Annotated in this window: 15 protein-coding genes; 14 read left to right on the top strand and 1 reads right to left on the bottom strand. The window is 45.4% G+C overall.

Annotated elements, in window-relative coordinates; all coding sequences use genetic code 11:
- The first annotated feature begins 56 nt into the window (after window positions 1-56).
- The 4 genes from ACGE0T_RS19780 to ACGE0T_RS19765 all read left to right on the top strand — a co-directional run bounded on the left by ACGE0T_RS19780 (window position 57) and on the right by ACGE0T_RS19765 (window position 8,500).
- Window positions 57-3,068 carry a SusC/RagA family TonB-linked outer membrane protein gene (locus ACGE0T_RS19780; RefSeq protein WP_459188288.1) on the top strand — a complete coding sequence of 1,004 codons (3,012 nt, stop codon included), beginning with the start codon at window positions 57-59 and terminating at the stop codon, window positions 3,066-3,068.
- Window positions 3,069-3,089: 21 nt separating this feature from the next.
- The gene (locus ACGE0T_RS19775) at window positions 3,090-4,613 is read left to right on the top strand and encodes a RagB/SusD family nutrient uptake outer membrane protein (RefSeq protein ID WP_459188287.1); all 1,524 of its coding nucleotides are present in this window, start codon (window positions 3,090-3,092) and stop codon (window positions 4,611-4,613) included.
- A 24-nt stretch (window positions 4,614-4,637) separates the two neighbouring features.
- On the top strand, window positions 4,638-5,990 hold the full coding sequence (locus tag ACGE0T_RS19770) for a glucoamylase family protein (protein ID WP_459188286.1): 1,353 nt from the start codon (window positions 4,638-4,640) through the stop codon (window positions 5,988-5,990).
- A gap of 236 nt (window positions 5,991-6,226) precedes the next feature.
- Window positions 6,227-8,500, top strand: a complete 2,274-nt coding sequence (locus tag ACGE0T_RS19765; protein ID WP_459188285.1) for a glycoside hydrolase family 3 N-terminal domain-containing protein — start codon at window positions 6,227-6,229, stop codon at window positions 8,498-8,500.
- A gap of 108 nt (window positions 8,501-8,608) precedes the next feature.
- Here ACGE0T_RS19765 and ACGE0T_RS19760 read toward each other — a convergent pair whose 3' ends face one another.
- Window positions 8,609-10,579, bottom strand: coding sequence for a family 20 glycosylhydrolase (locus tag ACGE0T_RS19760; RefSeq protein ID WP_459188284.1), 1,971 nt, complete (start codon window positions 10,577-10,579; stop codon window positions 8,609-8,611).
- Window positions 10,580-10,753: 174 nt separating this feature from the next.
- Here ACGE0T_RS19760 and ACGE0T_RS19755 point away from each other — a divergent pair, with 174 nt between their 5' ends.
- From ACGE0T_RS19755 to ACGE0T_RS19710, 10 genes are all read left to right on the top strand, one after another.
- Complete coding sequence (locus ACGE0T_RS19755) at window positions 10,754-11,470, top strand: tRNA threonylcarbamoyladenosine dehydratase (RefSeq protein ID WP_459188283.1); 717 nt, start codon at window positions 10,754-10,756, stop codon at window positions 11,468-11,470.
- Window positions 11,467-12,126, top strand: coding sequence for an ABC transporter ATP-binding protein (locus ACGE0T_RS19750; RefSeq protein ID WP_459188282.1), 660 nt, complete (start codon window positions 11,467-11,469; stop codon window positions 12,124-12,126). Before ACGE0T_RS19755 ends, ACGE0T_RS19750 begins: the two co-directional genes overlap by 4 nt.
- Before the next feature lie 30 nt (window positions 12,127-12,156).
- Window positions 12,157-13,524 carry a sodium-dependent transporter gene (locus ACGE0T_RS19745; RefSeq protein ID WP_459188281.1) on the top strand — a complete coding sequence of 456 codons (1,368 nt, stop codon included), beginning with the start codon at window positions 12,157-12,159 and terminating at the stop codon, window positions 13,522-13,524.
- 213 nt (window positions 13,525-13,737) lie between these two features.
- Window positions 13,738-14,748 carry a LacI family DNA-binding transcriptional regulator gene (locus tag ACGE0T_RS19740; RefSeq protein ID WP_459188280.1) on the top strand — a complete coding sequence of 337 codons (1,011 nt, stop codon included), beginning with the start codon at window positions 13,738-13,740 and terminating at the stop codon, window positions 14,746-14,748.
- Between the two features lie 208 nt (window positions 14,749-14,956).
- Window positions 14,957-15,817 carry a class II fructose-bisphosphate aldolase gene (locus tag ACGE0T_RS19735; protein ID WP_459188279.1) on the top strand — a complete coding sequence of 287 codons (861 nt, stop codon included), beginning with the start codon at window positions 14,957-14,959 and terminating at the stop codon, window positions 15,815-15,817.
- Between the two features lie 26 nt (window positions 15,818-15,843).
- On the top strand, window positions 15,844-16,521 hold the full coding sequence (locus ACGE0T_RS19730) for a D-lyxose/D-mannose family sugar isomerase (RefSeq protein WP_459188278.1): 678 nt from the start codon (window positions 15,844-15,846) through the stop codon (window positions 16,519-16,521).
- Window positions 16,521-17,723, top strand: a complete 1,203-nt coding sequence (locus tag ACGE0T_RS19725; protein ID WP_459188277.1) for a carbohydrate kinase family protein — start codon at window positions 16,521-16,523, stop codon at window positions 17,721-17,723. Before ACGE0T_RS19730 ends, ACGE0T_RS19725 begins: the two co-directional genes overlap by 1 nt.
- A 12-nt stretch (window positions 17,724-17,735) precedes the next feature.
- A complete protein-coding gene (locus ACGE0T_RS19720) occupies window positions 17,736-19,973 on the top strand; it encodes a GH92 family glycosyl hydrolase (protein ID WP_459188276.1) in 2,238 nt (745 codons plus the stop codon).
- A gap of 159 nt (window positions 19,974-20,132) precedes the next feature.
- The gene (locus ACGE0T_RS19715; protein WP_459188275.1) at window positions 20,133-20,870 is read left to right on the top strand and encodes a ComEA family DNA-binding protein; all 738 of its coding nucleotides are present in this window, start codon (window positions 20,133-20,135) and stop codon (window positions 20,868-20,870) included.
- 469 nt (window positions 20,871-21,339) lie between these two features.
- Entirely contained in the window at window positions 21,340-24,288 is a 2,949-nt protein-coding gene (locus ACGE0T_RS19710) for a fimbrial protein (protein ID WP_459188274.1), read from the top strand.
- The last annotated feature ends 92 nt before the right edge of the window (window positions 24,289-24,380 follow it).

Below are 24,380 nucleotides of genomic sequence, written 5' to 3'. Positions count from 1 at the left end.
TTAAGGCAGGCACTTCCTTTGCCGAAAAGAAAAATCAGAGATTGTTAAACTTAAAAATGAAATGCATGAAAGCTCGATTATTGCTTTGTTTATGCCTGCTCTTAACTACAACATCTGTGTTTGCCCAGAAACCCCTGACCGTTTCGGGTATCGTAACAGAGGAGGCGACCGGTGAACCGGCTATCGGTGTAAATATTGTTGTAAAAGGAACAACAAACGGAACTATGAGCTCTATTGACGGAGATTATACATTAACGGATGTACCGTCTAACGCCACTTTAGTATTCAGTTATCTGGGAATGGTGACCCAGGAAATTCCCGTAAATGGAAAAACCAAAATAGACGTAGCCTTAGCTGAAGATACCAAAAAGCTGGACGAGGTAGTCGTTATCGGTTACGGTACGGCAAAAAAACGCGACCTGACCGGTTCTACGGTAAATATCAAAGGTGAAGACTTTGCCAACAAACCTGCCATGAACCCGCTTTCTTCCCTACAGGGTAAAATTGCCGGTGTACAGGTGTTAAACAGCGGACGTGCCGGTAGCGACCCGGAAATCCGTATCCGCGGTACAAACTCCATCAACGGATATACTCCTTTATATATTGTGGATGGTCTTTTCAACGATAATATCAACTTCCTGAACCCTTCGGATATCGAATCGATGGAGATCCTGAAAGACCCGTCTTCTCTGGCTATCTTCGGTGTACGTGGTGCCAACGGTGTAATCATCGTTACGACCAAACGGGCAAAAGAAGGACAGACGCTGGTGAATATCAACACTTCTTTCGGTTGGAAAAAGGTAGTCGATAAAATCGACATGGTAAATGCAGACCAGTTCAAAGAATTATATAACGAACAGTTGAAGAACCAGGGCAATCCTGCATTCGACTTCTCTGCATGGAATGCAGATACGAACTGGCAGGACGAAATATTCCAGACCGGATTCGTTACGAACAATAACATCAGTATCACAGGCGCATCCGAAAAAAACAACTTCTATATGGGTGTGGGATATTCCAGCGAACAGGGGAATATCAAACATGAAAAGTTCAGCAAAATCACATTAAGCCTGGGTAGCGATTATAAAGTAACCAAAAACCTGAAATTCGGTTTCCAGTTTAACGGAGCCCGTACATTGCCTACGGATGCAAAAGAAGTATTAGGTGCCCTCCGCACTACTCCGGTAGCGCCGGTATTCAATGAAGAATACGGTTTGTACTGTGTACTTCCCAGCTTCCAGAAATCCCAGATGAATAACCCGATGATCGACGTAGATTTGAAAGCGAACACCACCCGTGCGGAAAACTACAGAGGTTCAGGTAATATCTACGGTGAATTGAACTTCCTGAAGAATTTCACATTCAAAGCGATGTTCTCGTTGGATTACGGTTCAAACAGCAGCCGTACCTATACTCCAATCGTTAAGGTTTACAACGCCGAGGTAGAAGGCAAAGTAGAGACGCTGGGTACTAAAAAGACGGCTATCAGCCAGTTGAAACAGAATGAAATGAAAGTACAAAGCGATTATTTATTGACGTATGTAAATAAATTCAACGACCACGGCATTACTGCAACAGCAGGTTTCACTACGTATTACAATTCCTTCAGCAACCTGAATGCAGCCCGCCAGCAAGGTGACGGCTTGGTTATTGCCGACAATCCGGACAAATGGTACATAAGTATCGGTGATGCCGCAACGGCAACCAACGGTAGCTCACAATGGGAACGTACTACGGTTTCTATGCTGGCCCGTGTACTCTATAACTACAAGAGCAAATATCTGTTGAATGCTTCTTTCCGCCGTGACGGTTCGTCCGCTTTCTATTATACAGGCAACCAGTGGCAGAATTTCTATTCTATCGGTGCAGGTTGGTTAATCTCCGAAGAGCCGTTTATGCTGAACCAGAAGTTCTTCGATATGCTGAAACTGAAAGGTTCATGGGGTTCATTAGGAAACCAGAACATGGAATCGGCTTATCCGGCACAACCGGTATTGACCAACAGCTCATCTGCCGTGTTCGGGAATGTGATTATTCCGGGATACCAGTTGAAATATCTTCCGAATGCAAACCTCCGTTGGGAAAAAGTGGAAGCCTGGGAAGCCGGTTTCGATGCAAATATGTTTGCCAACCGTTTACAGTTCAGCGGGGTGTATTACAATAAGAATACCAAAGACCTGCTGGCAACCGTTCCGGGACTTTCCGGTACTGTACCTGGATTGGGTAACCTCGGACAAATCCGCAACAGAGGGGTCGAGTTATCTCTTTCATGGAACGACCGCATCGGGGACTGGGGTTACAGCATCGGAGCGAACCTTACCACTATCAATAATAAAGTGCTTAACCTCGTGCAGGAAGGCTACTCGATTATTGATGGCGAAAAGAGCATGAGTTATACTACGGCAGGCTATCCGATCGGATACTTCTACGGATATAAAGTGGCAGGTGTTTACCAGAATGAAGAGGAAATCAAGAACTCTCCGAAAAACACACTGGCAAACGTAACTCCCGGTGATTTGAAATTCGAAGACCTGGACGGAGACGGTAAAATAACCCCGAAAGACCGTACAATGATCGGTAACCCGACACCGAAGGTAACTTACGGTATCAACATCGGTGTATCCTACAAAAACTTCGATTTGGGCATAGACATGATGGGACAGGGCGGCAACCAGATTTACCGTACCTGGGACAACTACAACTGGGCACAGTTCAACTATATGGCACACCGTCTGAACCGCTGGCACGGAGAAGGTACTTCCAATAGCGAACCGATACTGAATACGGCGCATACTATCAACAATATGAACTCGGATTATTATATCGAGGATGGCAGTTTCTTCCGTATCCGCAACGTGCAGTTGGCTTACAACTTCGATAAAAACCTGTTGAAGAAAATCTACATGCAGGCACTGAAAGTATATGTGAACGTGCAGAACCTGAAAACCTGGAAAAACAACACAGGCTACTCTCCCGAATTAGGAGGTAAAGCTACTGCTTTCGGTGTGGACAACGGAAGTTATCCGATACCTGCTATTTATACATTCGGTTTGAACCTTACATTTTAATCCCATTTAAACTAATAAGTTATGAAACTTAATAAATATATAGTCTCATTATTGATCGCTTCTTCAGCCTTCACTTTTACAGGCTGTAACGATTTCCTGGACCGCAGTCCGCTCGGAGAATTTACAGAAGACGAAAAACCTGGAGGTAGCCTCGACGGCCAGGTGTTTAATATTTATACCTTGATGCGTAATTATAACATTACAGCAGGCATCCCGGCTTTCCTTATCCACAACGTACGCTCGGAAGACTCTGAAAAAGGAAGTGACGCCAGCGACGGGGCCGACCAGGCTGCCATGTTCGACGATTTCTTCTACACGACCAACAACGGTAGTGTAAAAGCATACTGGACACAGAACTACACCATTATTTACCAATGCAACTCCGTTATCGAAACCGTTGAAAAAGGAAACCTTACCGATGAAGGCTCACAGCGGAACAAAGGAGAAGCTTATTTCTTCCGTGCTTATACCTATTTCAATCTGGTACGTGCCTTCGGTGAAGTACCCTTGGTAACTTTCCATATCAATGATGCTTCGGAGGCTAACATCCCGAAAACAACTGTCGACAAAATCTACGCACAGATTGATGCCGACCTGAAAGAAGCCGTAAAATTATTGCCGCAGAAATGGGGCGCCCCTTATACCGGACGTCTTACCTGGGGTGCGGCACGCTCTTTGCAAGCTCGTACTTATATGATGCGCAACGACTGGAACAATATGTATGCTGCGGCAAATGATGTAATCAGTTCCGGCTTATATAACCTGAATATTCCTTACGACCAGGTATTTACAGATGAAGGCGAAAACTGCGGCGAATCCGTTTTCGAACTACAGTGTACCGCCACACCGGCTAAACCCGGAAGCGAAGAGATAGGCAGCCAGTTTTGCCAGGTACAGGGCGTACGCGGCTCCGGCCAATGGGATTTGGGATGGGGTTGGCATATGGGAACCTCTTTGATAGGAAAAGCCTACGAGAAAGGCGACCCGAGAAAAGATGCGACATTGCTCTATTTCCGCCGCTCTCCCAATGACCCTATCACTGATGAGAATAAAAATAAGCCTTACGGAGAATCTCCGGTTTCATCGGCTATGGGTGCCTACTTCAATAAAAAAGCATATACCAATCCGGCAAAACGATTAGAATTCAACAGGTACGGTTTCTGGGTAAATATCCGCCTGATCCGCTACTCCGATGTACTGCTGATGGCAGCGGAAGCAGCGAACGAACTGGGAAATGTAAGTACTGCACTGGAATATCTGGAAATGGTAAGAGCACGCGCACGTTGGAATGATAATACCATCCTGCCTAAAATAACAACTACCAACCCGACCGAATTGCGCGAAGCTATCCATGCCGAACGCCGTGTGGAACTGGGACTGGAACCGGACCGCTTTTACGACTTGGTTCGCTGGGGTACGGCAGCACAGGTATTGCATGCCGCAGGTAAAACCAACTACCAGCACAAACACCGTTATTTGCCTCTGCCGCAGGATGAAATAGATAAATCCGACGGTATATTAGTGCAGAACCCGGATTATCAATAAATTTACCAAACAATAAATCATCTCATGAACAGTTCCATGCCGATAAGAATCCTGGCACTGCTGCTAATCTTTTCGATGGCAGCATGCACAGGCAAAAAAAATAATACCGGGGAAGCCGGTCGTCCCACTCAATTCGAGTCGGACGATGCTTTCCTGACCTATATACAGAATGCGCACCTCAACTATATGTGGGAAGGGGCCGAACCTAATTCCGGTCTTGCCTGTGAACGTATCCATATGGACGGGATATATCCGGAAAATGATGCGGATGTAATTACCACAGGAGGCAGCGGTTTTGGTATTGCCGGACTTCTGGTCGGCATTGAACGGGGTTTTATCCCCCGCGAAGAAGGTGTAAAAAGATTCCATAAGATTGCCGATTTCCTGACAAAAGCAGACCGTTTCCACGGTGTATGGCCGCATTGGCTGCATGGCCCGACCGGAAAAGTAAAACCTTTCGGGAAAAAGGATGACGGGGGCGACCTGGTGGAAAGCGCCTTCCTGATGCAAGGCTTACTTTGTGCCCGCCAGTATTTTGCCAATGGAAACGAAGAAGAGCAGGCATTAGCCGCTAAAATCGATACGCTCTGGCACGAAATGGAATGGAGCTGGTACCTGAACGGACAGGATGTCCTGTACTGGCACTGGAGCCCGAACTACGGCTGGGAAATGAACTTCCCGCTGGAAGGCTATAACGAATGCCTGATTACCTACATCCTTGCCGCTTCTTCCCCTACCCACCCGATACCGGCATCCGCCTATCATAACGGCTGGGCGCGCAAAGGTGGAATCAAAAGCGATGCGGAAGCCTACGGCTATCCGCTTATCCTTAAATTCAACGGGGCGGAACAGTACGGAGGTCCCTTATTCTGGGCGCACTATTCCTACATAGGACTCAATCCAAGAGGGTTGTCGGATGCCTATGCCAACTACTGGGACCTGAACCGGAACCAGGTCTTGATAGACTATAGCTATTGTGTAGAAAACCCGAAGGGATACAAAGGATACGGACCCGACTGCTGGGGACTAACCGCCAGCTACTCGGTAAACGGATACAACGCCCATATGCCCGGCAACGATTTGGGAGTAATCACCCCGACCGCTTCACTCAGTAGTTATCCTTATACACCCGAAGAATCGATGGGAGCCATGAAACATTTTTATTATAACTTAGGAGACAGCTTATGGGGTAAATATGGTTTCTACGATGCATTCAGCATACAGGACAATTGGTTCCCACAACGCTATCTGGCTATAGACCAGTGTACGATTGCGCCGATGATCGAGAACTATCGCACCGGTCTTTTATGGGACTTGTTTATGAGTTGTCCGGAAATACAGGCAGGATTAAAGAAGTTAGGCTTCAGTATAAACTGATTCATACGGAGGGAAAAAAGAATTACAGTTAGTTTCAAGTCAGTTTCAATTTTTGAAACAAAAAGTTTCAAAGCTTGAAACTAAAAGTTCCACCCGTGGAAACTAAAAGTTTCACCCGATGAAACTGAAAGTTCCAAAGCAGAGATGAACAGTTTGAAACTGGAAAGCCATTAACAACCTCTCTGCCAATGGGAAAGAGGAGATTGAAAACAGGAGTACAATTAAACCTATTAATAATGGATAGAATTAAATCTTTAATTGCAGGTACGGCGCTATTGGTATCCCTTGCAGGATGCGAACAGCGGGTTGTGCCGGGATGGAAAAGTTTCAGTGGAGACAAAAACATTGAAAGACGGGTAGACTCCGTACTCAGGTTAATGACACTGGAAGAAAAAGTAGGACAGATGGCACAATATTCCTGTAACTGGGATATTACGGGCCCTGTTATGACAGACGATTTTGAGCCTTACCTGAAAAAAGGGTTGGTCGGCAGTATATTCAATGCCTATACCGTAGATGGCGTGCGCAAATTGCAAGAAATGGCACTGGCGGAAAGCCGGCTGAAAATACCTGTGCTCTTCGGTTACGATGTGGTCCATGGTTTCCGGACGATTTTCCCGATGCCATTGGCTGAATCCTGCTCCTGGGACCTGGAACGTATGCAGAAAAGTGCAGCCATAGCTGCCGCAGAAGCCAGTTCCGAAGGGATCCAATGGACATTTGCCCCGATGGTGGATATTACCCGTGATGCCCGCTGGGGACGTGTGATGGAAGGAGCCGGCGAAGACCCTTATCTGGGAAGCCTGATAGCCAAAGTGCGCATTGAAGGGTTTCAGGGAGGTACGGACTGGAAATCGTTGAATGAACTGAACACGGTGTTGGCATGCTGCAAGCACTTTGCTGCCTACGGAGCGGCGGAATCGGGACGCGATTATAATCCTGCCGAACTTTCGCAGAATACATTGATGAATTACTATATGCCGCCTTACGAAGCTTCAAAGAATGCCAATGTCGCAACATTTATGGCTGCATTCAATGAAATAGACGGCGTTCCCTGCACAGGCAACAAATGGCTGATGACCGACCTGCTTCGTAACCAGTGGGGCTTCCGCGGATTCGTTGTAACCGACTATACCGGTATCAACGAAATGGTGGCACATGGCGTTGCCAAAGATGAGAAACAAGCCGGCGAACTGGCGGTAAATGCCGGTATCGATATGGACATGACCGGAGCCGTATTCAGCAAATACCTGTTGGAATCCGTAAAAGAAGGCAAGGTTTCCGAAGAAACCATCAATAAAGCGGTCAGCAGCATCCTGGAAATGAAATTCCTGCTCGGACTTTTCGACGACCCCTACCGTTATCTGGATAAGGAGCGTGAAAAGAATACCATCATGAAACCGGAATTTCTTCAGGAAGCACGCGAATCGGCAGCCCGCGCCATCGTACTGCTGAAAAACGACAACCAGCTCTTTCCTGTCTCCAAAAATAAAAATGTAACCATTGCCTTAATCGGCCCGATGGTGAAAGATAAAATCAACCAGAATGGAGAATGGGCAGGAAAAGGAGACCGCAACCAGAGCGTTTCCCTGTTTGAAGGACTGACCGAAAAATATGCAGGCACAAACGTAAAATTCATCTATGCACAAGGCTGCGACCTGACAAGCAACAATACATCCGGCTTTGCCGAAGCGGTGGCAACCGCCCGCCGTGCAGACCTCGTTATCGCTGCAATGGGTGAAGATTTCAACTGGAGCGGAGAAGCGGCATGCCGTACAAATATCCAGCTTCCCGGCGTACAACAGGACTTGTTGAAAGAACTGAAGAAAACAGGCAAACCGGTCGGCCTTGTCCTGGTAAACGGACGCCCGCTCGACCTTTCCTGGGAAGATGAAAATGTAGATGCTATCCTCGAAGCATGGTATTTGGGAACAATGGCAGGCCATGGTATGGCTGATGTAATCAGTGGCGATTATAACCCATCCGCCCGCCTGACGATGTCGTTCCCTCGCAATGTAGGCCAGCTACCTATCTATTACAATCATAAAAATACAGGCAGACCTTTGCCTGCCGATGCACCGAATACGGACTACAAATCCAGCTACCTGGACTCACCGAACACACCGCTCTATCCTTTCGGATACGGTTTGAGTTATACGGCTTTCGGCGTTTCCAACGTGAAACTGGATACGAACAAGCTGAATAAAGGCGGCAAAATCACGGTTACAGCCGATGTTACCAATACCGGTTATGTCAAAGGCGAAACAGTGGTACAGCTTTATATCCGAGACCTGGTAGGCAGCGTAACACGTCCTGTAAAAGAACTGAAAGGTTTCCACAAACTGGCATTGGAACCGGGAGAAAAACAGACCGTTTCATTTACCATCGACGAAGCATTAATCGCCTTCTACGGCAACGATATGAAGAAAAAAGCCGAACCTGGCGACTACCACTTATGGGTAGGACTGGATTCGGCGGATGAGCGTAATCAAGCAGAATTCGGTTATTGAGTTGACAAGTGACAAGTGACAGTTGACAGTTATTTCCGGCTTTCAGCCGATTGGTATTCCGGACGCGAAGCCTAACTGTCAACTGTCACTTGTCAACTGTCAATTAAACTACTGCTTGCAGTAGTTCAACACTTCCACATTCGTAATCGTACTTTTAAAATTACCGGCCTTTTCAAGCGGGAATACCAATGTACGGACATAATTCATGGAGTCTTTGCCACCGTTAAAGAAACGTTTTTGGATATTCAGTTCTTCTTTCAATTGGCCATCCACATACAGGCGGGTAGATTTTTCATCTCCGGAAATAGAGACGGAGGTTCTTTCTCCCGGATAGAACTGGTAATTAAACGTATTCAGATAGCCATCCCGGGTAAAGCCCAGTTTACCGCTTACAGGGTCAGACAGGTAAAATACCGCATCGGGCGAGCGGAACAGCTCGGTTCCTCTTTCCTCGCCAACAGCCTGTACATCGAAAGAAACCGTATAGTGATAGCCAATCTCACGTAAACCGGTAGACATTCCGGGTTGTAAAGCGGCAAGATTATAAACGGCACGCGGCTTATTGCCGATACGTCCGGCAACATTCACTCCCGGAGCTTCGCTTAAAGCCAAACGGTTTGCATTAAATTCATCATACGACACCTTGCAATCCTTACCCGTCCACATCTTAACGGCCAATGTCTGCATGGCAGGGAAAGTACGGTAATGAATATCCTTCGTACTGATGCCGTTACCGGCATGGTCGTTCCAAACAGCAAACATCCCGCCAAGGATTTGTTTATGTTTTTCCGGGAATACTTCTTTTCCGATATGGGCAGGTGTCCACTCCTTATACAAACGTTCCGTATTCAGATAATCATGATAATAACCGGCAGCCGGAACAATATATAGTTCACCGTCAGGCACACTGATTAAATCGTATCCTTGCTTTATCATTTCTTTCGGATCGGCATAGCCGTTGTACCAGGCATTCATCAGTACGTTTTTAGACTTAACCGGAGTTGTGCCTTTCGCATGCGTCAAAGCGCCCCAGACACAGGCCTGTTTGCCGAAGCCTTCCACAAAACGGATATAATGGTCGGTAAAAGCACGGAACTTTTCTACAACTTCCGGGTCTTTATTGGAATACTCGTCGGTTCCGATATGTACGCGTTTACCGGCAAATACAGGATTGGAGCCTTCCAGATATTCACGGAACAGACTATCTACAAACTGGATGGTTTCGGGCTTCTTCAAATCCAGATGGTCCATACCATATTCTTTGCTGCCAATCTCCGGACGGTACTGGGTAAGCGCCAGCGAATGCGCCGGAACATCTATTTCCGGAATAATCTCGACACCCAGGCTATCGGCAAGCTGTTGCAAGGCAATAAACTCTTTCTTTATATAATAACCGTCGCGGGAAGTCAGACCGGGAAAATATTCGGATTCCAAACGGAAACCGGAATAGGTTTTATTCCAGTCGTGTTCATAATACTGTACAAAAGCATTATCGTTCAAATGAACCTGGAAGGTATTCATCTTATAATAAGCCATCAGTTTCACATAATCCCTGAGGAAAGACATCGGAATAAACTTCCGGCCGCAATCCAGCATAAAGCCGCGGATTGCATAGTCGGGATAATCGCGTACCGTTCCTTTCGGCAGGGCATATTCAGTCTGCTGTTCAGCCATTTGCAGTAAAGTACGGGTAGCCCAAAACAATCCCCTGCTCTTCGGAGCGGAAACAGAAACACGGTCGGTTATCCGCACGGTGTACCCTTCTGCCCCCAGCCGGCTGTCCGGAGAAAAAGAAAATACGAAATCACCGGCAACCGCACGTCCTTGCACAACCATCAGTTTACGCCCGAACATCGTTTCGTAATCGTCGGCAAATTGCCGGGCTATTCGTACGACTTCGGGATCTTTTCCGGTATAGACCACCCGGGATGTCGATGTAGGGGTAAACATCCCTTTTCCACCAATCCATTCCTGTAACTCCGGAATGACAAAAGGTTTTTTGTTGTTTTGGGCACTCACCTGTGTTACAGGCAGAAACGTTAACACAGCCAGAAGCATGAAGTAAAATTGTTTCTTCATTTTATACGTTTAAGATTAAATTAAAAATGAATGTTTCATAAATGAAGTCACAATATTACAACATTCCAGTAGGAACTGCAACCTTATCAGGCGGTTTGGTTAAAAGATGCATAGATTCAGGCGGTCTTTGGCGAGGATTTATTACTTTTGTACCCAAAATTACAAATTTATATAATGAGCTGCAACTGGAATACACGAACCGAACTTTTACTGGGAGCCGACCGGATGGAAAGGCTTGCCCATAGCCACGTGCTTGTGGTCGGGTTAGGCGGAGTAGGTGCCTATGCAGCCGAACAGATATGCCGTGCCGGAATCGGTCGGATGACAATTGTCGATGCCGATATAGTGAACGAAAGCAATATAAACCGCCAGCTTCCTGCATTGCATTCTACATTGGGAATGCCGAAAGCCGAAGTGGTAGCACGCCGTTTACTGGATATAAATCCGGAACTGGAGCTGACCGTATTGAACGAGTTTCTCCGTGACGAACGGACAGAAGAAATATTATCGGAAGCAACCTATGATTTCATAGTAGACGCTATCGACTCGCTCAGCCCTAAAGTATATCTTTTATTTCACGCTTATAACCGGAAAATTCCGATTGTCTCGTCTATGGGAGCCGGGGCCAAAACAGACCCTTCGCAGGTCCGGATTGCAGATATTTCCAAGACAAGCAGTTGTGCACTGGCAAAAGCCGTACGCAAACGTTTGCGCGGTATGGGAATATCGAAAGGCATACCGGCTGTTTTCTCTACGGAAATGGCAAATCCTGACGCTATTATCGAGATAGACAATGAGCAATGCAAAAGAAGCACAGCCGGAACGGTGTCTTATATGCCTGCCATTTTCGGATGTTATCTGGCATCATACGTTATTAATCAACTGACATGATAAAAACAGAAGGTATTACCAAGAGTTTTGGTACCTTACAAGTACTGAAAGGTATCAATCTGACCATAAATGAAGGAGAAATCGTATCGATTGTCGGTCCGAGCGGTGCCGGCAAGACTACTTTGCTCCAGATTATAGGAACACTCGACTCGCCGGATGGCGGAAAACTTTATATAAACGGTACGGAAACCGGAAAACTCTCAGAAGAAAAACTGGCGGCTTTCCGTAACAAACATATTGGTTTTGTATTCCAGTTCCATCAATTACTTCCGGAATTTACGGCTCTGGAAAATGTGATGATTCCGGCATTAATTGCAAAAGAAAAAGCAGGCACGGCCGAGAAACGTGCAAAAGAGATATTGGATTTTCTGAAACTAACCGACCGTATGTCGCATAAACCGAACGAACTGTCAGGAGGGGAAAAGCAGCGGGTTGCTGTAGCGCGCGCCCTGATAAACAAGCCCTCGGTTATTCTTGCCGACGAGCCGTCTGGTAGTCTGGATACAAAAAACAAAGAAGAATTACATGCCCTTTTCTTTGACCTGCGTAACCAAATGCAACAGACATTCGTTATTGTAACACATGATGAGCAACTGGCGGCAGATACCGACAGGGTGATTCATATCAAAGACGGACTCGTGGTAGACAATCAATAAGTAAAAACAGATTAATGAAAAAAACTTCCTATGACAGACAACAGAGCCACATTCAGTAATAAAATGGGAGTCATCCTTGCCACGGTAGGATGCGCTGTAGGACTGGGTAGCATTTGGCGTTTCCCTTATATGCTGGGAGCGAACGGAGGGGCTGCCTTCCTGCTGATTTATATCCTTTTCATGATTTTCCTGGGAATCCCGGTGATGATTACCGAGTTCTTTATCGGACGGTATTCCCGGAGTAACACAGTCGGTTCATTCAAAAAGATGGCACCGGGTACAAAATGGTGCTATATCGGATATAACGGAATCCTTGCCGCTTTCCTTATACTCGGTTTCTATACGGTCGTTTCGGGATGGACGCTCGAATATATCATGCAAACAGTAAACGGGACGCTTTATGGCAGCGAACCGATAGACTATACGGCTGATTTCCGGGATTTCTCATCCGGAGCCTTCCGCCCTATTCTCTGGACAGCCGTATTTATCGGATTGACTCATCTGGTAATCGCATCGGGTGTACAAAAGGGAATCGAACGGGCTTCTAAAATTATGATGCCTTTACTGTTCGGTATCCTGGTCGTGATGTGTATCCGTTCGGTAACCTTGCCGGATGCAAGCGCCGGGCTCACTTATCTTTTCAAACCGGATTTCAGCAAACTGACTTCTTCGGTAGTACTAAGTGCGGTAGGACAGGCATTTTTCTCGTTAAGTTTAGGGATGGGGTGTTTGATTACCTATTCCTCTTACTTCGGGAAAGACACCAATATGTTGTCTACAGCCTGGCAGGTAACCGTTATCAATACATTTGTGGCTATTCTGGCAGGTATAATGATTTTCCCTGCCGTATTCAGTTTTGGTATAGCGCCTACAGCCGGTCCGGAACTGGTATTCATTACTTTGCCGAATGTATTCCAGCAGTTGCCGTTAAGCGGACTATGGTCTTTTATCTTCTATATTTTATTGGCGATGGCGGCACTGACTTCCACCATCTCTTTACATGAAGTGGTTACAGCTTATATACATGAAGAATTTCATATAACCCGTAAAGAAGCTGCCTGGTTTGTTTCCGTAGGAGTATTAATCCTTGGAGTATTGAGTTCTCTTTCATTCGGAGTATTGAAAGATTTTACCATAGGAGGACTTGTCTTTTTTGACGCCCTGGATTACCTGACAGCCAAAATCATGCTTCCTTTGGGTGGTATGATGACCTGTCTCTTTGTGGGATTGCGGGTAGACAAGAAAATATTAAAAGCAGAACTGACAAACGAAGGTACCATTACCTTCCGCCTTTTCAGCGTATATGCTTTCTTTATGAAATTCATCGCCCCGTTTGCCATCGGTATCGTTTTTCTGAACGAGTTAGGCATCATTCCTAAGATTATCGAATTATTCTAAAAATATTTATCCAGCATAATCCAGATAAGGGTTGCCTGTTTATTGGCAGGCAACCCTTATTGTATGGAATCGATTCTCGCTCCTGTTGATATTCAAAATCCAATATGCATGAATTAAACCGGATATTATTTTTTATTTCCAATAAGTTTATATATTTGCAGCTGAGGATTGTTAACCGGTTTAGCAAATTCTATCCGGAAAATACATACAACCATGAAGAAGACATCTCTGCAAGACATAGCCAATCAGTTAGGCGTTTCAAAAGGAACCGTCTCTTTAGTACTTAGCGGCAAAGCAAAAGGAGGCCGCATAAGTGAGGAAACATGCAGGAAGGTGAAGGAGATGGCGGAAAAGATGAACTACCAGCCAAACGAAATCGCCCGTAGCCTGAGTACCGGCATGACGATGTCTATCGGCGTTATAGTAACGGATATATCGAACGAGTTCTTCGGACGCCTGACATTCCACATACAAGAACAGGCTAAAAAATACGGTTATACGGTAATCTCCACAAATTCAAATGAGAACCTTCAAGATTTTGAAGACGCCGTAAGCATATTACTGAACCGGCAAATTGACGGCATTATCATGGTTCCTGTCGATGGCGGACAAAAGATTGCCCAAAGAGTAATAGACAGGCACGTCCCTTTGGTGCAGATAGACCGGTGTTATCCTGATTTCCTGGCTAATTATATCATTATAGATAATTACAGAAGTTCGTCCGAGATAACAAAGCTACTGATTCAAAAAGGTTGCCGGCGAATTGCAGTTGTCTGTTATGACATTAATCTGAATGCTTTAATAGAAAGGCAACGCGGCTGTATCGATATGTTAAAGCAGTATGGACTATTCGATGAATCGTTAGTCAAGCCTATTGCTTATGAGAATCAGGAAGAAGAAATAAAGCAAACCATAATTGACCTGCATAAAGCACCCCAAAAGGTCGATGCCATATTTTTCTGCTCCCGCAGGGTATTCATTACCGGAGTGAAATATATGTATGAAGAGAGAATAAAGATACCGGAAGATATACAGGTGGTTTGTTTCGACAAAATCGAAACATTCTCAATCGCCAATATACCCATCCACTATATCGAACAGCCTATCCGCGAAATAGGTGAAAAGGCTGTCGATATCCTGATGGAACAAATCAATGGCTCAAAAGCTATTCAGCAATATACATTAGAGGCACAACTTGGATTTGTTGATAACAGACCCGGGTAATCACTGATTGTTTTTCAGCTACCGGAAACAATCCGTTTTTAATTATTGCAGAGAATTGTCTTTATTTAGTTAACCGGTTTTGCATTTTATGCCAGTTGGATTCGAATCACAACCTGCCGGTTGGAACAGATAAGGATAAACAAATAAAATATATTGACAAATAGCTACTTATAAGACCTTAAATTATTAAATATAAAAGAAGCATCGTATGTTAGTACCATTTAAAAACATTTTGTCCCATGCATACAGGAACAGGTATGCAGTAGGCGCATTCAACTGCCTGAGTTTAGAAAACGTATTAGGGGCTATACAAGCCGCCGAAGAACTCCGCTCTCCTATTATCCTGCAATTGGCGGAAGTCCAGTTCCCCTATTCCCCGATTGACATGATGGCTCCTGTTTTCTTGGATGCAGCGCATAAAGCATCGGTTCCGGTAGCCGTACATCTGGATCACGGACAGAGTTTCGAGACCTGTGCCAAAGCAATCCGGTTGGGATTCAATTCCGTTATGATAGATGGTTCCTCATTACCATTGGAAGAGAACATCCGCGTGACCAGGGAAGTAACCCGGATGGCAAAAGCTTTCGGAGTGGATGTAGAGGCCGAATTGGGTAAAGTGGGAGACACCGGAGCGGGTGAAGGCGAAGGCACCGGAAATGCTGATACGGCGAATATATTCACCGATGTGGAAGAATCCGCCTACTTCATCCGGCAAACGGGTATCGATGCACTGGCTATAGCCATCGGCAACCTGCACGGAAAGTACATCGCCACCCCTACGCTTAATATCCAGCGGCTGAAAGAGATAAAAGAAAGAAATAATATGCCTTTGGTTCTGCACGGAGGAAGTGGAACCAGTGAAGAGGATTTCAAGGCATGTGTCCACAACGGTGTAAGCAAAATCAATGTTGCAACAGCCATCCAGATAGGAGTAACAGAGAAAATACAAACCTATCTGGCTACAAGCCGTACGCCCAACTACATAGAAATGAAATATAAAATAGTAGAAGCCTCCAAAGAAGTTGTGGCAAGCCATATCCGCTTATTCGAAAGTGAAGGAAAAATCTAATTAGTACCATTAAAAACCTACAATATATGAAACGCAGTGAAATCAACCGGATTATAGCAAACGCAAAAGAGTTTCTGGAAACACATAAATTCCACTTGCCACCCTGGGCCTATTGGAGTCCGGACGATTGGAAGGAAAACAAAGAAAATGCGGCAGAAGTAATAAATAATATGCTTGGCTGGGATATTACCGACTTTGGCTCGGGCGACTTCTATAAACGAGGCTTATTCCTGTTTACGCTACGGAACGGAAAATTCAATGTAGATAAAAAGCCATACGCCGAAAAGGTTATGATCGTACAAGAAGAACAGGAAACTCCCATGCACTTCCACTGGTCTAAAATGGAAGATATTATCAACAGAGGCGGAGGAAACCTGGTGATTGAAGTTTACAATGCAACCCCGGATGAAGAACTGTCCGGCACGCTGGTACATCTGAAAACAGACGGAATCAAACGAACCGTTCCCGCAGGAGGAAAAATCATACTAAAGCCCGGGGAAAGCGTATGCTTCGAACAGCGGATTTATCACCGGTTCTATGGTGAACCGGGCAAAGGAACCGTTCTGGTAGGCGAAGTCAGCATGGTAAACGATGACACCGCAGACAATCGCTTCCATGAAGCAGTAGGGCGTTTTCCTACCATTGAAGAAGATGTGGAACCCCTGCATCTGTTAGTATCGGATTATACAAATTTCCTGGGCTGATGGAAAAGAGAAAACTAAAAATATCCGGTATCGGCTGTGCCCTGGTGGATTATCTTTATACACCGGTGAACTTCAGCAGTGAAACGTTCCGACGCTATTTGTCTGTCCAATCCGGTGACGGTGGGTTATCACCGGGAAAACTGGTCTTCCGGGATGAATTTGAAAAATTCTCTGGAGAAGATTATTTGAAAGTAAGGAAACTGATTACCAACGGGAAGCCTCCGGTAACTACCAATATCGGGGGGCCGTCTATCGTTTCCTTAATCCATGCCGCCCAACTGCTGGAAGGCCTTCCGGTGGAAGTCTGCTTTTACGGAAGCAAAGGACAAGATGATGCAGCCGCTTTTATCGACAGCAAATTAAAACAAACCCCATTGAAGACAGGGAAGTACAAGACCTCCGGTCAAAACACCCCTTTCTCCGATGTGTTTTCAGATCCGGAATATGACCAGGGACATGGCGAACGTATCTTTATCAACAACATAGGTGCAGCATGGGATTTCTATCCGGATGAACTGGATGAAAACTTCTTTAAAAGTGATATCGTAGTCTTCGGTGCAACCGCATTGGTTCCCCATATCCATGAAGCCTTATCGGAACTGCTCCGAAAATCGAAAGAGAAAGGAGCCGTGACCATAGTCAATACGGTTTACGACTTCCTGAATGAGAAAAGCAAACCGGAAGCTCCCTGGCCTTTGGGGAGTTCTTCGGAAACCTACCGGTATATAGATATATTAATCACCGACAGGGAAGAAGCGCTCCGGCTAAGTGGAAAAACAACCGTTCAGGAAGCGATGTCGTTTTTCAAGGCAATGGGTACCGGGGCAGTTATTGTTACACACGGAGCCAAACCGACCAGCTTCTTTTGCAACAGCGGGCTATTTGGCAGTTCGGAAGGTTCCCGTCCGGTTTCGGAAAAGATAAGGACTACCATTCTGCAACATCCCGAACAGGCTGGCGACACAACAGGCTGCGGAGATAATTTTGCAGGAGGAGTGATTGCATCGGTTGCCAGCCAAATGGCAAATACCCCCAACAATTCCTTAGATATAGAGGATGCCATTGCCTGGGGTACCGTATCCGGTGGATATGCCTGCTTCTATCATGGCGGAACCTTCCATGAAACCTGCCCCGGACAAAAAAGGGAACTCATAGAGCCTTTCTACAAGGAATATTTAATTCAGATTAAAACAGACAATTAATACATTTAGCATATGAAGAACACCATTTTATCCTTTCTGTTGATAGGCTTACTCTGTGGCAATTGGCAACAGGCTTCCGCCACGAACGTATCCGATAAGGAGCCGGTCGATTACGTTAACAACCGGATTGGGAATATCAGTATCCTGCTGGTCCCGACTTTCCCGGTCACCCACTTACCGAACAGTATGCTGCGTATGATTCCGGCCCATAACGAATTTGTTACCGACCGCATGCCGGGATTACCGCTGAACGTTCCTTCCCACCGTCAGGGAGATGTGTTATACCTGATGCCTTATTGCGGCGATAAAGAAGGCCTGGTACCGACAATAAACTACCGGTACGACCAGGAAGTCTCCACCCCTTACCAATATTCGGTATTTCTGGACGACCAGGCTATCCTGGCACGTTTCGCTCCGGCTACACAATCCGCCCTGTTTACCTTTACCTTCGAAAAAGAAGGCGGCAGGTATGTTATGCTGCGAACAGCCGGTGAAGGCGTATTGCAAACCAAAGGAAACATCCTGTCGGGCTATGAAATTTATCATGGGATAAAGCACTACTTCTACCTCGAATTTGAGCAGACGCCGATAGAAACAGGCAACCGTAACATGGAAAACAAAACAGCCTGTTACGCCCGGTTCGACAACAAAGTAGATGAAGTACGCCTCCGCTACGGAATCTCTTACATCAGCGAAGCCCAGGCACGGAAAAATATGGAAAAAGAAATCTCCGGGTTCGATTGCGAAGCGTTAGCCAAAGCGGCACGTGCCGAATGGAACAAAACTTTAGGCAAGATACAAGTGGAAGGGGCCACGGAAGACCAGAAAACGGTCTTTTATACCTCACTCTACCGGGCACACGAACGCATGATTAAACTATCGGAAGACGGAAAGTATTATAACGGATTCGACGGCAAAGTCCATAGCGACGAAGGCATACCTTTCTGGACGGACGACTGGATTTGGGATACGTATCTGGCTCTGCACCCGCTACAGATTATCCTGAACCCGAAAGCCGAAGAGGAAAAACTAAACTCGTATATACGCATGTGCGAACATACCGAACAAAAGTGGATGCCGACTTTCCCGTGCGTATTCGGGGATGCACACTGTATGAACGGGAACCATGCTGCCGTAATGTTTGCAGACGCCTTATGCAAAGGCATCCGTTTCGATGTGAAAAAGGCATTCGAAGGGATGAAAAGTACGGTTCTGACCGAAACCATGATACCCTGGTGCCGTGCCCCCAAAACCGAACTGGATGATTTTTATCACGAACATGGATGGTTCCCTGCTCTTCATCCGGATGAAAAAGAGACGAATCCGTTAGTCAACAGCTTCGAAAAAAGGAATGCGGCGGCTGTTACATTGGCAGCCTCGTATGATGACTGGTGCATTGCACAAATGGCAAAACATCTCGGAAAAGAAAAGGACTACCGGTTCTTCCTGAAACGTGCTTTCAACTACCGGAACCTGTTTAACAAGGAAACCGGATTCTTCCATCCGAAAGACAAAGACGGCAAGTTTATCGAACCGTTCGATTATATTTTCTCCGGAGGTATCGGTTCAAGGGCTTATTATGATGAAAACAATGCCTGGACCTATATCTGGGATGTGCATCATAACATTGCAGACCTGATTAACCTGTTCGGTGGTAACCAACCTTTTATCGATAAACTGGACCAACTGTTTGTGGAAGACCTGAAACTATCCAAATGGCAATATTACGCAGTCCAGCCGGATGGTACAGGCAACGTCGGGCAGTTCGTCATGGGTAACGAACCGAGTTTCCATATCCCCTATTTATACAATTATGCGGGCCAGCCCTGGAAAACCCAGAAACGTATCCGTATGCTGCTGGAAAGTTGGTACCGCAACGACCTGATGGGTATTCCGGGGGATGAAGACGGCGGCGGCATGACTGCTTTTGTCGTTTTCTCACAGTTGGGATTCTATCCGGTGACACCGGGTATTCCCATCTATACCATTGGTAGCCCCATCTTCACCAAATCGACGATTCAACTGGATAACGGGAAGACCTTTACCGTGAAAGCGGAAAATGCCTCCTGGAGTAATAAATATATCCAATCGGCACGCTTGAACGGCCAGCCATTGAACCGCACCTGGTTCACCCATGAAGACCTGATAAACGGAGGTACGCTGGAATTAATTATGGGCGACCGACCGAATAAAAGCTGGGGATTGGAGACGCCTCCCTCCTCAGCCGCAGATATGCAGTCTGTCCGTTAATCACAACCGGGAATAAATCAATCTGAAAGAATCAATCGGGGGAGTTTCGATGTATTTTATACTGTCGGAACTCCCCCACCTTCATTCAATGGCATATTACAAGGCTATGTTTCTTCAAAATCATTACCTTTGTGGAACAAACAACAAAACCTGCTTACTATGAACTGGCGTGATTTACTTTACTTCTCCAAAGGCGAACGGCGTGCCTTATCCGTATTACTCGGATTAATTGCTATTTCCTGGATACTCCTGTTAGTTTCCGCTCTCAAAAAAGAGACTGCCGGACAAGAAAAACAGATTGTCCAAACAGCAAATACGACAATAACCAATAAAGAGACAATAGCTCTGGTTGCCGATACGATCCGAACAAAGAATCATACAACTACTGCCCATAAGCCAAAAGGCAAACAAGCCTCTCCATCCGACAGTCGTAATTTCCCCAAGCTACCTGCTATTTCTAACCGTAAATTCACCCGTTCTGAAAAATTCCCTCCGGGTACAATAGTCGAGCTGAATACAGCCGATACCACTACACTTAAAAAGGTTCCGGGCATAGGCAGTACCTTTGCCCGCCGGATAATCAAATACAGGGATTTACTGGGAGGCTTCTATACGGTAAGCCAATTGAAAGAAGTATACGGAATTGATGAAGAACGCTATCCGGCACTCGAACCCTGGTTTTTCACAGACACAACCTATATACGGAAACTCCCGGTCAACTTCTTACCGGCAGACTCCCTTCGCCGCCATCCTTATATCAATTATAAGCAGGCATATAAAATAGAGCAATTGAAAAAACAAAAACGCCAACTTACCGGATGGGAGAGCCTGCAACTACTGGATGAGTTTACGGATACGGACCGGAAAAGGCTGAAATTCTACCTTTCTTTTGAGTAGATAAGGCTATAAAAACATAGTTCTAATGAAACTTAGGTGAAAAAGCCACTTTTTTCATGAAAATTACAGATTTGCGAAAGCTGTTGTTTCTCTAGAACATTCAGGGTATTTATATGCCATCTGATGTCTTATTCTTTGAATTTTAAGCATTTACGATATTAATACATTCATTGTTTATTCCTACATTTGTCTACTTGATTAACGTAGTTTCATTAGAACTCAATAAACTTATTACTATGATAACAACAGAAATCAGGGTAAAAAGCATAGCGGATAAATTGGCATCAAACAGAAACTATCACCGCAAACTGAAAAAACTCTATATCGTTTATACGACGGTCGTATGCGTCCATATACGGTTACCGTATGCGAGCATATACAATATCCATATGCGAGTACATACGACATCCGTATGCGAACGTATATGACCATCGTATAAGAATTGACTAATTATTAAATACACTCAGATATGAAAACAAAACTACATGGTCTATGTCCCTCTATCAGACCGGTACAGGCACTCGCAGCAAGCGTATATCTGCTTGCTGCCGTGCTGCTTGCCTCCTGTACATCGGAATCGGACAAGACAGACCGGACATCTACGGATGAAGTGGACAGTACAAACAAACGTGAGGTGCTTATTTCCTTTAAGAACAAGCTCACAGTGAAAACTACTAAAGCAAAAACAAAGGCGGAAACGAAAGCCGATGCTCCCATTGCCACCGAAGCGGAAAACGAAATCGCAACGCTCGATGTCTATGTATTCGGAGCGAAAGCCGAAGGCGATGCTTATACTTTCCGCGAACGGTTCTCCTACCGGCAGGACGGTTCGGCACTACCTACCGGGGCAAAAGAATTAGACCTTACACCGTGCGTTGACAATGCCACGACTACCGCCTTGCTGGAACTGCAAAAAGGCCTGTTTGTCCGTCTCTACTGCATCGCCAACCAAACGGAACTGATGAATCCTACAGACGGCACTCCGGTAGCCGATACCTATTTCACCCCGCTTACTTATGATATGGAAACAGGTGTCCTGACAGACGGAACCCCTTCGGAAAAAGACTTCTGCAAGTTCCATTCCCCATTATTAACCGCAACCTCTGAGGCATTAGGTTTACCCCTTCCGATGACAGGTGCACAAACAACCCCTATCGACCTGACAGACTTTAGTTCTTCGGCTCGTGTACAGGTGGGCTTTAAGCTGACCCGCACAATGGCCCGTTTTGATGTAAGCAATAAAGAGAAGGATTCCAAATTCCATCTGGAGTCTATATCGATGGGGAATGGACGGAGAGGGACTACCTTCTTCCCGGCAAAGGTGTATGGCGCTGCCTCAGCAGCAGACGGGGAGTTAATTACTTACCCGGCATGCGCATTTGAAGGGGAGAAAGCCAATGAAGGTTTGCAGGTGTCTGCATTCTACAGTTATCCCAGCCCGTTGGAAGATAAAGGCTACCTGATTCTAAGCGGTAGCTATCAGGTAAATAAAACAGAGGCAAAAGATGTCTCTTATCAGATACCGTTTATCCAGCAAACGGCTGACGGTGGAGAGGTTGCGCTGGAAATAAACAATAACCACCGGTACACCATCGGTATCACAAAAGCGGACGAATACCACCTGGACTTTACACTGGATGTAGCCGATTGGACAGACAGTGGGGACATCGATGAATACAATCCGGGAATCAGCTCCATTCCCTTTGAGGTGACTATTGATGCAGCCAATGGCGATTATGACCCGGATACACGCATTGTCAATATGGCAATAACAGACGGGGCGGCATTCTCTGTCAAAGCCTCTTCCAACTCCGGCATAGACTATTCGCTCACTTATGAAAAGAAAATAACAACTGCGCCCTGGCTGGTTGTAACCCCTACACCCATCACCCGTGCAGCATCGAAGGATTTTACCTACACGATATCTCGCAATGCAGAATATAAAGGGAATGACTTCCCGATTGCATACCTTCGCTTTATCGACAAAGCGACAGGAGACGAAAACCTGCTGATTATACGTCCTGTAGCCACACCGGTAGCTAAACTGGCAACAGCTTCTCCCAAATGTAGTTTCGATGAGAATACCGGAACAATCACTCTATATAAAGACGAAACATCGGGTAAAACGTCCGTTACATTAAACATCATTTCTACCGGAGGCTGCACTCTGGCTGATGCTGCAGGAGGCGATATACCCGGCTGGTTGGAAAGAGATAAAGATGAATTGGCCGTAACAACCGGTACTATCAAATTCACGTTGAACTCAGACGATGCTTCTTTCCCGGCCACGAAACAACTGACTGACGGATATACCTTCGATATCAAGAACGCTAAAAACAAAGACAAAAAGCTATCGATTACCGTAAAAGTAGAAACAGCCATGAGTTTGCACCAATCTGCCTCCACCGTTCCAAACGGGGGAAACTATGATGCCGCGAACAACCGTATGCGCCTTTATAACAGTGCCTCCGACCAGGTCACACTATCGGTTTTCGCTCTCAAGGGTTGCGATATAGAAGGTGTTCCCGTCTGGTTAACTCTGGACAAAACGACTACTTCCAATGATTCTGAAACATTCACTTTCTATGTTAAAGACGCAGCAGCTACAGGAGGTAGTGCCACTATTACGATTAAAGAGAAATTTGACAATACCTTATCCAAAACATTTACAGTCTATTCTATTAACAAGAGTATTATATTGTCCAACTTTACCGCATCAAATGTATCACACGCAACAGTAGATAATATCAACAGCACAAAACCTTACGTAACCTTCTTCCCTATATCAAGCGCTTATTTTAAGATTACGGTAAAATCCCCGAAATCTATAAAAAATAAAATAGCCATGGCAAGTTGGATGCAACAATCCTGTATCACAGAAAATATAGACCCAAATACAGGCGTAGCTACTTCTACCCTTCAATTCTACAGAAAGAGTAATGATTCCTATTTTTACACACCGACCCCAGCTACAATAAATACAATAACGAATGACTATACTCCTGGCGGAGACAAGCAATTCTATGTGCAACAGACAACACCTATATATCCGGGCAGTACAGCTGTTCCGAAAGTAGCAAAAGGAAAAAGCAAACAATATTGGGTAGCACCGATAGTAGCAAAAGATCCTTGTACTTTTAATGATAAAAACGTATGTCCGTCTGGATGGAAAATTGCATCAAAAAACGATTACATCGATATACTTCATTCCTCGGCTGAAAGTGCTAGCGATATTGGCTATGCAAATGAAACAGCAAAGAATAATGGGGCTCTCTTCATCAACAACGATAATCCTTCCAATTCTTTTTTCTGGTCGGCAGATGCTTATTGGTATGCAACTTTCAGGCCAACCGTTTATAGATTGAACTCCATAGGTGGATCTGATGCGAACCTGGTACGCTGTATTCAGAACAAATAATCTACTTTAAAGTCTTAGCACAGAGAACAATTAAAATATCCCTTCCCCTTATAAAAACAGGAGAAGGGATATTTTATAAACAGACTATTTTA

It is taken from the genome of Parabacteroides sp. APC149_11_2_Y6 (assembly GCF_054506995.1).
The sequence above is the reverse complement of the archived record's forward strand: the minus strand, read 5'-3'. Positions and strand labels throughout refer to the sequence as shown.